Origin of the sequence: Streptomyces griseiscabiei (assembly GCF_020010925.1) — a bacterium.
Lineage (GTDB): Bacteria > Actinomycetota > Actinomycetes > Streptomycetales > Streptomycetaceae > Streptomyces > Streptomyces griseiscabiei.
Genome location: NZ_JAGJBZ010000007.1, coordinates 1 through 12,247 on the forward strand (window position 1 = coordinate 1; position 12,247 = coordinate 12,247).

The 12,247-nt window shown below is 72.1% G+C and carries 9 protein-coding genes; 3 read left to right on the forward strand and 6 right to left on the reverse strand.

Features of this window, described 5'->3' with window-relative positions; genetic code table 11:
• Positions 1-140 precede the first annotated feature (140 nt).
• The 3 genes from J8M51_RS45730 to J8M51_RS45740 all read left to right on the forward strand — a co-directional run bounded on the left by J8M51_RS45730 (position 141) and on the right by J8M51_RS45740 (position 4,881).
• On the forward strand, positions 141-782 hold the full coding sequence (locus J8M51_RS45730) for a hypothetical protein (protein WP_086756361.1): 642 nt from the start codon (positions 141-143) through the stop codon (positions 780-782).
• Between the two features lie 49 nt (positions 783-831).
• The gene (locus J8M51_RS45735; protein ID WP_143673207.1) at positions 832-2,181 is read left to right on the forward strand and encodes a hypothetical protein; all 1,350 of its coding nucleotides are present in this window, start codon (positions 832-834) and stop codon (positions 2,179-2,181) included.
• 567 nt (positions 2,182-2,748) lie between these two features.
• A complete protein-coding gene (locus J8M51_RS45740; RefSeq protein WP_179202184.1) occupies positions 2,749-4,881 on the forward strand; it encodes an ATP-binding protein in 2,133 nt (710 codons plus the stop codon).
• A gap of 78 nt (positions 4,882-4,959) precedes the next feature.
• On the opposite strand, the gene J8M51_RS45745 is transcribed toward J8M51_RS45740, so the two are convergent.
• The 6 genes from J8M51_RS45745 to J8M51_RS45770 form a co-directional block, all read right to left on the reverse strand.
• Positions 4,960-6,060 carry a hypothetical protein gene (locus J8M51_RS45745; RefSeq protein ID WP_086756357.1) on the reverse strand — a complete coding sequence of 367 codons (1,101 nt, stop codon included), beginning with the start codon at positions 6,058-6,060 and terminating at the stop codon, positions 4,960-4,962.
• Positions 6,061-6,126: 66 nt separating this feature from the next.
• A complete protein-coding gene (locus J8M51_RS45750) occupies positions 6,127-6,432 on the reverse strand; it encodes a hypothetical protein (protein ID WP_247247602.1) in 306 nt (101 codons plus the stop codon).
• Between the two features lie 172 nt (positions 6,433-6,604).
• Positions 6,605-8,653: a type IV secretory system conjugative DNA transfer family protein gene (locus tag J8M51_RS45755; RefSeq protein ID WP_086756354.1), complete on the reverse strand. Its 2,049-nt coding sequence runs from the start codon at positions 8,651-8,653 to the stop codon at positions 6,605-6,607.
• 20 nt (positions 8,654-8,673) lie between these two features.
• Positions 8,674-9,174 carry a hypothetical protein gene (locus J8M51_RS45760; protein ID WP_086756352.1) on the reverse strand — a complete coding sequence of 167 codons (501 nt, stop codon included), beginning with the start codon at positions 9,172-9,174 and terminating at the stop codon, positions 8,674-8,676.
• Positions 9,175-9,177: 3 nt separating this feature from the next.
• Positions 9,178-10,002 carry a hypothetical protein gene (locus tag J8M51_RS45765; RefSeq protein ID WP_143673206.1) on the reverse strand — a complete coding sequence of 275 codons (825 nt, stop codon included), beginning with the start codon at positions 10,000-10,002 and terminating at the stop codon, positions 9,178-9,180.
• Positions 10,003-10,265: 263 nt separating this feature from the next.
• Positions 10,266-11,621, reverse strand: coding sequence for a replication-relaxation family protein (locus J8M51_RS45770; protein ID WP_179203127.1), 1,356 nt, complete (start codon positions 11,619-11,621; stop codon positions 10,266-10,268).
• Between the last annotated feature and the right edge of the window lie 626 nt (positions 11,622-12,247).

Here is a 12,247-nt window from a genome sequence, read left to right on the forward strand (position 1 = left end):
ACGGCCGAGAGGCGCGCCCGCGGGCCCGGGGGCCAGGACGCCGGCCAACCACCCCGCCCCGGCCCGAACCCCCGACAGCTTGCAAATCAGACCAACCCTGCTCACGCCCCACACCCCCACCACACGGCATCATGACCGCCATGACCGAGGCAGGCACCGTCACCGTCACCGCCCGCGTGGCGTTCGGCACCAAGGAAGTTCTCAAGGGGCTCAAGCCCTTGTTCAAGGCCGAGCGGGACCGAGCTCGGAAGCTGCGCAGCTCGCCGGAGTGGAGCGCCGTTGGCCTCCCCGGCCGGGAAGCCGCGGCAAAGCGGGCCCAGTGGGCGATGTACAAGGCGCACCTGCGCGAGCGCGGCGAGCTGGTGGACACCTTGGACGTCCTGGTGACGAACGGCGTGCGTGCCGAGCTGGCCGATCGAGGCTGGGATCACGAGTGGCCACCGGTGCCGCAGCAGGCGCTGAACATGGGCCGTTGGCCCGGTTCGCGGGATGGCGCGTGGCCGGAGGGGGTGACGGTACGTCTGCCCTCGGGGCTGTACACCACGACGTTGTCGGCGTGCTGGCACACCAGCACTGAGGCGATCGAGAAGCTGCGGGACTGGCGCGACAAGTACCCCGACGCGATGCCCACGCGGCAGTTCCGGTCCCAGGCTGAGGATGAGGCCCTGGATGAGTACAACCGGCTCGCAGATCAGGTGACAACGACCGGCGCGATCTGGCGGGCAGCCGTCACGCGCGGGATCGAGTCGGAGCCCACCATCCAAGAACGGATTGCAAACTAAAAACGTGCTGCTCAGAGCCTATTTCGGTGGTTGCGTAGCGGGGGTTTTGGTGGCTACCGTCGTCGGTCATCAGCGGCGGCGGGGCGTCGTCGCGCGGCGACGAAGGGCGTGGTGCACGGTGGGTCAGGCGGGCGAACTCGGGGACGGCCAGGAGCAGCAGCACGACGCAGCCGCGGGGGTGCCGGCCGTGTCCGAGGGACAGCAGCGGGGACCGGATCCGGGGAACTCGCCGGTGTCGTACCAGTGGTGGGGCGAAGTGCCGTGGATGCTGGCGTCGAAGTCGCAGCTGGCGCGGGCGGATCTGCCGCGTGAGCCTGGCGGGCCGGTGCGTGGCTGGGTGACGGGGCGGGACTTCCGCGGCCGCGAGATGGACATCGAGCTGTACTCGGTCGGGGAGTCGGTGCCGACGAAGGCGACGGGCGGGCAGCTGGCCGCCGCCGACCGGCGCCGTACGTCCACGGTGCGGGTGTGCTCGGACTGCGGCGCGAACTGCCAGCAGCCGCTGGCCGAGCGGCGGGGCCGGTACCTTTGCGCGATGTGCGCGAAGCTGGCGCGCATCGTCGACTTCCAGATCGAGCTGCGCGAGCGCCGGGAGGAACTGACCGAGTGGGCACGTCGGTTGCTGGCTGATCCGGCGTTGGCGGTGGTGTGGGTCGACGTCCTGGCGGCCGAGCCCACGCCGTCCGGTCGGCGCCGGCCTCCGCTGGCGGCCCGTGTCCACGCCGTCGACGGAGACGGCCGCCTCCTGGTCGACGTCCTCGTACGGCTCGCCGGGCCCCGCACCAAGGGCGCACCGGCCGAGGCGGTCCCGCCGGAGGAGGGCGCCAAGGCCCTCCAGGCGGCCCTGGAGGGCCGCAGGCGCATCACCTGGACGTGGGGAGAGCTGGACGTGGTGACGGAGCGTCTGGCGGCTCTGGGACACCCTGTGCGGCTCGGTTCGGCCGTCCCGACCGGCCCGGTCGTAGAACTCAACGTCCATCGGTGGAACACCTACCGCCGGAACTGGTCTGGCCAGGTGCGCGATCGCGTCGCGCAGTGGCGCGGCGAGCTGAACCCGGCCACCGGGGATCTCCGGATGCCGTGGGCACCCGGCACGGCTGATCGGCTGTTGCTCTGCCTGCAGCGCATGAGCGCCGACGCCGATGCGGGGCGGCCCGGACGCAGCCGTCGGGCCCGGCGGGAGGACGACGGCGCGGCGCCCAACGGCGCGTACGAGGTGCGGATCGCGGTGACCGGACCGGCCGAGGCTGCCGAGCGCCTTGCCGACTCCCTGACCGCCGTCGGCGTGGCCGCGCCCGGATCGGTGACCGGGCCGGTGCCCTCCCGCGAAGTCCCCGGCACGGTGGTGACGTACCTGGCGGGGAACCCGGCCGCATCGCTCCCCGAGGCGCGCGGGTGACACGCCCTGATGGACCCAGGACCCAGCTCCTCCATCAAGAGCCGCGGCCTGGGAAAACGGCGGACCCAGGACCCAGGTTGGCGGGAGGATGCTGGGTCCTGGGTCCGCGCCCGGCGGTGACACAGATCAGCTGATCAGTGACACAGATCGGTTCCCCGCCTGGGAAAACCCGGTGTCGATGACACAGATGACACAGTTGGCGGGACCGGCTCCGAGTCGGGGTCGCCATCACACGCCCGCGCGCGGGGCCGGCCGCCGCGTCCGTCTCCCGCAGGCCTCGCAAACCGTGGCTGTCACGCTGTCGCGCGCCATCGGAGAAGGGGCCGTTTTCGGGGTTCCAGACGGCGTTTGCGCAGTTCAGGGCTGTCACGCCGGGGAGCGTGACAGGGGGCGTGACACCCCAGCGTGACAAGGGGCGTGACAGGCCGCTGGCGGCCGCCGCTTCCTGGGTGCAGTGTCCACGGCAGCGTGGGCCCTTCTCCGCTCCCGCCGTGGCGACTTGACCAGCGTAGCGGCACTAAATTGAGCGGCTGGATCGACACGACCATCTGGTCAGGGGGCAAGGCCATGGATGCCGAGGGCAGGTACGACGCGCAGCACCCGCACGACCGGGTGCCGGAGCCGCCTGCACAGCCGCCGGCCGTGCCGACGTCCCGAATACCGGAGCCGCCGACGTACGCGCCGGGCTCGGTGCCGGGCTCCGAGGGAGCGGCGTTCCTCGCGTGGCTGCGGGCGCCGCGGCCCGAAGCCGGGCCGGGGATCTGGCGGTTGGGGCACAAGCCCCGCCCGAAGGAGGAGCCGGAGCGGGTGCCCGGGCGCCAGCTGGTGATCGGTGCGCTGCTGGCCCTGCTGGTGGCGTGGATGGTCTGGTCGCTTCTGTACAACGGCTATCTGGGCTGGTGGTGGTTCCTCCCGCTGGAGTTGGTGACACCCGACTCATGGCGGCACGGGCAGGCCGGGCCGGTGGCCACGGTGGTGACGTACTACGGCTACTACGCCCTGGTCGGCGGTGGGCTGTTGTTCGCCGCAGGAAAGATCGGGCGGTGGGGCGAGGTGTGGCGGCGGTACATCGGCCCGCGCTTCAAGCCGGCCGAGGCCGAGCTCCCGCCGCCGCCTCCGGGTGAGGATCCTGCCGAGTGGCCGCAGCTGCGGGCCGCCGGGGCGGGGGCGGCCGCCGACCGGCTCGCGGCCGATGCTCGTGCCGGGCTGATGCGCGACGTCGACCACGCCCGGATCATGCGGGCCTGGCAGTCCGTACGCTCCGGCCGTCATCCGCTCCCGTCGTTCAGCGCTGCCGTCCTCGAGGCAGGGGCGGCGGCGTGTGCGCACCCGTCCGGGGTGCGGGATCTGCCCGCCCGGTCCGCGCGGCACGATCTGCTGGCTCACCAGGTGCGGCTGGGCACGGCGGTCGACGATCCGAAGAACCCGTACGCGTACCGGTCGGCCGGGCTGGCGGTCGGCCCGGAGGTGCTGGGCACCTCGCTGCTGGCCGTCGGCCCGTCCGGGTCGGGCAAGACTCAGCTGGTGGTCCGCCCGATCACGGAGGCGCTGTGTCTGCAGGCCCTCGCGGGGCGGGCCGCGGTGGTGGTCGTCGGCGCGGCCGGGGCGATGCTGGGAGGCGGCGAGCAGTACGACGTCGTGATCCGGATCGGCGACCCCTCCTCCGCGTACGACCTGGATCTGTACGGCGGCACAACCGATCCGGATGAGGCGGCCGCCGTGCTCGCTGAGGCCCTGGTCGGCGATCTCGTCAGCGAGCAGGCAGGCGGGGACAGCCGGAGGGCGGCGACGGCGCTTGCCCAGTTGCTCGGTCCGTTCCGTGCGGTCCACGACCGGTTCCCCTCGGTTGCGGAGCTGCGGCAGCTCCTGGACGGCGCGCCCGCGCAGATCGAGAAGCTGCGCCGGTCGCTGGAGGAGTCGGGCCAGGAGGCGATGCTGCGCGAACTCGATGCCCGCGAACGGCAGTCCGCCGCGTCGGGTGATGCCGGGTCGGTGCTCGCCGACCGGATCGCGCTGCTGGACCGGCCTGCCTTCGCTTCCTTCTTCGACACCACGGGCGAGGGCCGGCCGTTCTCGCTGCGGGCCCTCGATCACCCGGTGCGGGTGCGGATCGATCTGCCCGACCGGGGGCATGCCGACGCGTCCCGGGTCCTGGCCCGGCTGCTGCTGGCGCAGTTCACGGCGAGTGTGGTGCACCGCGAGGACCGCTCGCTGTTCGCCTGCCTGGTCCTCGATGACGCCGCCCGTGCCATCACCACGGAGGCGGTGCGGGGCGTGCAGCGCCTGCGGTCGGCGAACGCGGGTGTGGTGCTCGTGCTGCGCGCCCTCGATGAGGTGCCGGCGGCGCTGCGGGGGTCGCTGCTGGGGGCGGTCGGCTGCCGGGTGGCGCTGTCGGGTCTCACCGCATGGGACGGGCAGCAGTTCGCCGAAGTGTGGGGCAAGGAGTGGATCGAGGCGCGCGACGTCACCGACCGGCAGATCATTGCCGAGACGGCCGGGGGCAAGGCGTGGCATCTGCTGCGGCAGGCGATCAGCGGGAAGGCGCCGACGCAGCGCGCGGTGACGGTACGGCAGGTCGAACGGGAGCGGTGGTCGCCCTCCGAGCTCGCGCACGCGGTGCCGCCCGGGCACGCGGTGATCTCGCTGTCGTCCGTCGACGGCGGGCACACCTCGCCCCTTCTGGTGAATCTGCGCGGCTGACCGCGCGGCGGCTGGACGACGCGATCGGGCCCCGGAAGCCTGTGCCTTCCGGGGCCCGTCGTGTGGGTGCTGCCTGGGTTACTTGTCGTCCTTGGGCTTCGGCTTCGGGGTGCGGTTGCCGTGGGCGCCGATGCCTCCGGTGGCCGGGTTCGACGGCCGAGGGGTGCCGTTGCGCGAGGTGCCGTTGACGCTGCCGCCGCGGTCGCCGTGAGTGGAGATGCCGCGCTGGACGCCGACCGCCGCGTTGGGCGCGCCGCCGGTAACCGCTCGGGTCGCGCCGCCGGCGGTACGGGCCACCTTCCGGGCGACTTGGATGCTGTCGCCGAACCCGGGGAACTTGAAGATCAGATATGCGGCGGCACCGAGCGCGGCAGCGGAGATGCCCAGGCCGGTGACGACGGGGCCCTGCTCACCGGTGTTCTCCAGGGCGGCCGCCAGGCCCAGGATGATCACCACGATCGGTTCGATCAGGATCAGGCCGACCATGAGCGCGGCCCAGCGGCGTATGTGACCCCACAGGTCCTTGTCGACCAGGCCGGAGTAGACGACGACTCCCAGCAGGGCGCCGGCGTACAGGCTCATGGCCCGCAGGACCAGCAGCAGCCATATCGCGCCGCACAGCGCGATCGTCAGCAGCGAGGCGGCGATCTGGATGATAGGGCCGCCGCCGATCTTGCCGTCCTTGAGGGCGGTGCCGAGGGAGGCGAACACGCCGCCGGGCTCGCCTCCGAGGGCGGAGACCAAGACGTCGGTGACTCCGCTGACCGCGTTGACGAGGGTGTAGAGGATGAGCGGGGTGAAGGCGGCGGCGCCGACCGCGATCCACAGCAGGCCGATCGCCTCCGAGAAGGCGGTGGTCATCGGCACCCCGCGTACGGCGCGCTTGGCGACGGCCAGCAGCCACAGGATCAGGACCAGGATCGTGGAGGCGGCGAAGACGACCGCGTACTGCTGCAGGAAGCCCTGGTTGGTGAAGTCCACGGCGTTGCGGTCGGTGATGGCCGTGCCGAGGTGCCGGGCCGTCCAGTCCGCGGCTTCCGCGACCTTCTGCGCGAGCTGGTGCAGCGGGTCGAGGCTGTTGAGCGCGTCGCTGCCGCCGCCGCTGTTCTTGCTGCCGTCCTTGCAGTATTCGCCGGCGGCTCCGGCGACCGTGTCGCACGGCCCATCAGCGAACAGCATCGGCCCCTCGCTCCTGATCGTGAAGTGGGTGGTGCGGCACGGGAGTTCCCCCCTTGGTGGTGACGGTCAGTGCAGCGTACGGCGGGCTTGGCGCAGCTGGGTAACGGCGGTGGTCGTGTACTGGCCAGCCTGGTTCAGCGCGGTCACGGTCTGGTCGGTGGGCGGTCCGGACCGGTTCAGATGTCCGTACGCGGCGGCGAGTTGCTGCAGGACGGTGGCGGCCGCGGTGTGGAGCCGGGTGAGGTCGTCGACGCCCTGGCGGACGAACTGGGGGTGGCTCCACTCGGCCCGGCCGGCCTGCACGTCGCGGACAAGCCGCTCGAGGGCGTCGGCGGCGACGCGGGCGTGCATAGATGGGTTTTGAGCGGTCATCGGCCCTCTCCCCGGGGGTGGCAAATCGACGTGTCCGACGTGTCATTGCAGGTCACGGCCTGCCGGTGGCCTGGCGGCGGCGGACAGGCCGCCAGGTCGTACGGCAGGCTGGCCGTGGTGCGGGACGCGCTGCGGACAGGCCATGGCAGGACACTGACACGCCGGGGCCAGGTCACGACAGGGCGCCTTTGATGTCGGCCAGCCGGTAGGCAGTCGGCCGGCCGGGGCCATCGAGCCGCACGGTGGGGATGTCCAGCTTCTCCTTCTTCAGCCGGGACTTGAGGGTGCGGCCGATCATGGCGAGCCGGTCATCGCGGCCTTCCCAGCGTCCCCAGACGGCCGGGTCGGCGGCGACCAGGCCGTCGGCAAGCTGCGCGACGGTCAAGGCCTCGGGATCACTGTGCGTGGCGAAGATGTCGAACAGCAGGCGGACGGTCTCCGGCAGCGCGGCCGTCGCCGTGGCCGTGCCCGCGGCCGTCTCCAGGCGGGGCAGGCCGGCGGCGATCCGGTCGCGGGTGCGGCGATCGGCCTCGGCCGAGGGCAGCGGTGTGACGTACCGAAGGATGGGTTCGCGGTGCCGGGGGGTCATGGCGTAGAAGCGTCCGGCGTCGGCGGGGAAGCCGGGCTCGGGGGAGGGCACCAGCAGGTGCGGCAGCCAGCCGCGGGAAACGGCGTCCGCGCGGCCGACCACGATCGGGACGTCGGCGGCCCGGCAGGGCAGCATGATCCGGATGTTGAAGGCGTCGGCGATCGCGTCGGACAGCACGTCGCTGGTGGCGTCCTGAGTGACCAGCACGATGGAGATCAGGGCCTCGCGCCCGGTACGCAGCAGGTCGACCGCGAGTGCCTTGCCGCGCTTGGACAGCTTCGGGAACTCATCGAGTACGGCGATGATGGCCGGCCCGTCCGGTGTGGGCTGCCAGCTGTCCTGGGTGGGCGGCATGGAGGCGATGCGGGTCTTGGCCCGTTCCAGCAAGGCCTCCAGGACGTCCTCGGCCTCCTGCGGCGTGCGGGCGGTCATGACGGCGGCCGGGGCGATGGCCTTGAGCCCGCGCTTGACGGGGTCGACGTCGACGATGACCGCGTCGTGGCAGGCAGTGACGTACTCAGCGATCGCCTGCACCATCGCGGTCTTGCCGCCGCCGGTGTCCGCCACGATGATCACGTGCTGCCCCGCCAGGACGACCGGGGTCGTCTCGCCCTCGAGGGAGATGCCGAGGCTGACCTGGTTGCGGATGCTGCACGACAGCGGCGCCCGCTCCGGGTACGGCGGCGGGTCGGCGAACGGATCGCGGGTGAGGATCTGCAAGGTGACCAGTGCGGCGTCGTTCGGGTCGGCGGGCTGCGCCATCACCCGCGACTCGCCCACCCGCAGCGTCTTGGCCAGCTGCTTGAGGACGCTCACCACTTCGCCGGATTCGATGACCAGCGGCACCTTCCAGCCGTAGACGGTCTCCTCCGGGATCAGCACCTCGGAGACCTTGACCTTCGCCGCCTCCTTCTTCAGCGCGAGCCGTACCGCTTCCCGCGCCTGGCGCGGGTTGTTGCCGGCCTCGCGGATCGGGAACGGCTCCGGGTCGTCGTCCTCGAGCTCGGTGTGGGCGGGTGCCGTCGACGGGACGAACAGCAGCTTGGGCACCGGCGGGCGGCGCCGGGTGGGGTTACGGCCCTGCGCGAAGGCCACGATCAGGAAGACGGCGATGGTGGCCGCGGTGACCGCGAGGCCGACGGTTATGGAGATCCACCACAGCAGCGCCCACAGGAGCGGCAGGGCGAGGAACCAGGCGAAGGCGGCTCGGTGGCGGGTGCGGGCGACCTGGCCGTAGCCGATCTGCAGCATCGAGTCGGTGACTTCGAGGTGCTTGAACTCCTCCTGGCCGATGCGCATCTGCAGCTGCGCCCACTGCATCATCCGGTAGCTGATGATCGGGGAGGCCCCGTATCCGCCGCCGTAGTAGCCGCCGCCACCGCGGCCGCCGCCGCGCCGCATCATCTGCATGCGCTGCATCTGCATGTAGGTCTGCTGCCGCTGCTGGTCCTTCAGCAGCTTGATGTTGGACTGGACTTCAGCGTTGGCCCGCTGTCGCATCGCCCGCCACATGCGGTACTGATCGTTGAGGATCTTGTGCGCGACATGCGTGTCCGTCAGATCCTCGGCACGCCACCAGCGGCCCCACTCGGCACGCAGGTGGCGCACCCCATCGCTGAAGGTGCCGGCCATGGTTCCCCGTCTCCCCGTGCTCAGATCGTGTTGATCAGGATGTCGCCGATGGTGTTGCCGGAGGTGCGGATCAGACCGAGCGCCATCCCGATCAGCCCGGCGCTCGCCCCGAGGAACACGCCGACCGCCGCGCCGCGCAGCAGCGGCTCCTTGAGGTCGTACCTGCCGGACTTGATCAGACCGAGGTACAGGGCGAGCAGGCACAGGCCGGCGATCGCACCGCCGACGGCGACCTTCTCCCCGCCAGTCACAGGGCCGTGTGCTCCGGCCTTGGCGACCGCCCCGGTGGCACCCTCCAGGGCGTAGGTGCCGATCCCGTCGCCGAACGCGGCGGCCGCGCCGCCCATCACGCCGAACAGGCCGCCTCCGAGGAACAGCAGAGCCGCCAGGGCCACCCCCGCGAAGAAGTGCATCTTCGGTGTCGGGTCACCGCCGCGCCAGCGGCCGATTTGGTAGAAGAGCAGGACCAGGCCCAGCGCGACCGCGCCGATGCCGCCGGCGGCGGCTCCCGTGGTGTTCATGACTCACGCTCCTGTGAGGAAGTGCAGTGCCGCGCGCCCGATGACGCGGACGACGGCGATGACGAAACTCCAGATGGCCACGGCGACGATCAGGCGCAGCACGTAGCCGATGTAGGGGGTGGTCCACGCCTTGCCGGTCAGGCGGATCAGCCCCGTGACCAGCCAGCTGACTAGGTCGCTGAAGGCCGAGGCGAGCCAGCTGCCGATCGGCAGCACCATGAGCAGGCCCAGGAGCAGGACGAACAGGAGGACGGCTCCGAGCGGGGCGAAGATGCCGTCCTCGGCCACGAAGTTGGTCATCCGGTCCACAGCGGTCTGGCTGCGCCAGGTCACCAGCAGCGCGATGAACAGGGCCGGGATGTTGTACTTCAGGCGCAGCCAGCGCAGATCCAGCCCGCGTTTGGCGGCCGCGGCGTGCGGGTCGGGCAGGCGCGAGGCGATCGCGTCGCCGATGTAGCTGCCGATCTCGGTCGCGGCGGCGATGCCGTCCTGGCCATGGGTGGCCCAGGTGTCGCGCCACTCCTCCCGCACGTCCGAGCTGCGCCACCACTCCTGCCCGGCCGCGCCGTCCCCGGCGTCCTGGCCGTGATCGCCGCTCGGCTGGACTGGCGCGTCCGGCCCCGGCCCGGCAGCGGGCTCGGAGCGCGGCGCGGGAACCTCCGTGGGCGGTGCAGGCCTGCGCCACCACTCGCCTTCCGGGCCGTCGGTGAAGGGGCCGTCGGACAGCTCGGGTTGGGCTGGCGGGCGCTGCATGGGCACCTCGGGGGGCAGCGGCTGGCTCACCGCTGCCGGGTCGGGTGCGCCAGCTATCTCCCCGTCGTCGCTCATGCCGCGCCCCCGGGTGCGGGCAACACGGTGCGGGTCTGGCTGTGCGTATGACGGCGCGCGCCGTCGACGACGATGTCCGTCATCCAGCCGGATCCTTCCTGCAGGTGGGGGTCTGCGGCGGGGCCTCGCTCGAGCGATCCGGCCACCGCGGCTCGATCACGTGTAGCAATCTACGCTCCACGCCCCGTGAGAACACAGGGGCTTCTTCTGCAACTCGCCGCCCCCACCAGCACATTCACCACAGATCAGCATCAAAGGCACGGTCAGCGGCGCCAGCCGAACAGGCCGTCGCGGCGACGTTCACGTTCACCTTCGGCCTGGGCTTCGGCACGTTCCCGTTCCTCCTGTTCGAGGCGGGCGCGGTGGGTGCGGCAGGGGAAGCACTCGCCGACGCCGGGCACCAGGCCGGCCTCCGGGTCCGGGTAGACGTCGTTGCCGCAGGACGGGCACGCCCACTTCGAGGCCTCCTTTACACGGCGTTCCTCCTCCCACTCCTGGCGGCGGGCGTCTTCCTCGGCCTGGCGGGCCGCGCGGCGCTGTTCGTCCCGCAGGTGGTAGGCGCGGTAGTCGTCGGGGTTGTCCAGCGCCTGGTCCAGCGTTTCGAGCGCGTCGTGGCCGTAGCGCCACCACACGGGCCCTCGGGGGCCTTTGTCGGCCAGGAGCGCCAGGGTGGTGGCGAGCACCGGCACGGTGCCGGCGTAGTCGCGGTAGCCGTCCCGCGCGCCATCGGGGCCGGTGTAGTCGGTGTGCCACTGGCCCCGCCAGTGTTCCTGGGACAGGCGGCCGACTTCCCGGATGCGCTCCTGCATGATGCGCGGCCCGACCGGCTTGGTGAACACGATCGCGACGGGCGGGAAGCCGCCGCGGCCGGAGTCCTCCCACAGCGTCGACCACAGCGGCACGTCGCGGCCGCGGTGGTCCTTCGTCGCGCGCTGGAAGAACCGCCGGTAGCGGGCGATCTTGTCGGCGACTTGGGCGGGCGGCTCGGTGTGGTTGTCGACTTCGACGAACAGCACCGGCACGCCGTCCTCGGGTGCGGTCAGGACTGCGTCCGCGCGCAGGCTGCCCCGGCCGGGCGCGGTGAACGTCCCCACGACGGGCAGCGCGACCTCGGTGGTCCAGCCGCGCAGCTTGCCCAGGCCCGGCGGGCGGGCGACGGCCTGCCGCACCGACTGCGCGGGGACGGTCGGCTGCGCGCGGCCGACCGGCTTGGTGGGCAGTGGCTCGGACTGGCGGAACGCGTCGATCGTGTCGGTCACCTTCAGCGCGTGCGCGGCGCCGGCCTTCGCCGCGTCCCTCGCGGTGCCGCCCATGTCGCGCAGCGGGCGGTCCAGTTCGGTCGCGGCCGCGGCGAGGCCGGCCGTGGTGAGGTTCCACAGCTGTTCCGTCACCGGCTGCCCCGACTTGCCCGGGCGGCTGGTCGACCCGACCGACTCCACCAGGCCCGCGCCCCTGAGGTCCTTGCACGCGTTGCGGACCGTCTGCACATCCGCCGTCCCGGGCACCACCAGCTGGCGCAGCTGCGAGACCGTGGCCACCTTCACCACGCCCAACGCCAGCAGCACCAGGCTGCGCACCCGCGCCGTCGACCCGTACGGCCACCGCCGCGTCCCGCCCACGTCCGATCCCCTCCCGCTCCTTCGTCCCGCCGCACGACGCGCGGCGCGCCCGCCCGGCGCGCGCAGCGCCGGCAGCCACCCCGGGGCCGGGGCGGGCACCTGGGCCCCCAGCGACCCCGAGACGACCAACTCCACCACCCCTCACTGACATCAAGGTGGGAGTAGAAGGGGTGTCGAAGTGCTGGTCAGGCCCGAATTCACGCGCTGAGCTGCACGAACGCAGCTGTACGAACCCATGATCACTGTAGGGGGGAGTGTAGGGGGCCCTGTAGGGCGATCTGTAGGGGAAATCACTCCCGCCCGCCCGGCTGCGCAGCATCTCGCTGCACAACTGCTGCCCGATGCGCACCGGATGCAGCATCTTCCCCGTCAGCTGCTGCCTGCCAGCAGCGCCTGCAGCACAGCGGCTGACTGGCGATCGGCCCTGCTGCCCCGGGGGCGGGGGTTCGGCTTGCCCAGCATGTCATCGCAGGTCCCGGCCTGCCCAGGGCCTGGCGGCGGCGGACAGGCCGTCACGTCGTACAACAGGCTGCGGCAGGCCGAGGTCACGCTGATGACAGGTCGGCCAGCGGGCTTGCCCAGGCAAAAGCCCACGTGAGCAAGCCCGGACAAGGGTTTTGGACAAG

Excerpts from the sequence above, each read along its gene's own strand:
- J8M51_RS45730 (WP_086756361.1), top strand. The coding sequence starts at position 141 with ATGACCGAGGCAGGCACCGTCACCGTCACCGCCCGCGTGGCGTTCGGC.
- J8M51_RS45740 (WP_179202184.1), top strand. The coding sequence starts at position 2,749 with ATGGATGCCGAGGGCAGGTACGACGCGCAGCACCCGCACGACCGGGTG.
- J8M51_RS45745 (WP_086756357.1), bottom strand. The coding sequence starts at position 6,060 with ATGCTGTTCGCTGATGGGCCGTGCGACACGGTCGCCGGAGCCGCCGGC.
- J8M51_RS45750 (WP_247247602.1), bottom strand. The coding sequence starts at position 6,432 with ATGACCGCTCAAAACCCATCTATGCACGCCCGCGTCGCCGCCGACGCC.
- J8M51_RS45755 (WP_086756354.1), bottom strand. The coding sequence starts at position 8,653 with ATGGCCGGCACCTTCAGCGATGGGGTGCGCCACCTGCGTGCCGAGTGG.
- J8M51_RS45760 (WP_086756352.1), bottom strand. The coding sequence starts at position 9,174 with ATGAACACCACGGGAGCCGCCGCCGGCGGCATCGGCGCGGTCGCGCTG.
- J8M51_RS45765 (WP_143673206.1), bottom strand. The coding sequence starts at position 10,002 with ATGAGCGACGACGGGGAGATAGCTGGCGCACCCGACCCGGCAGCGGTG.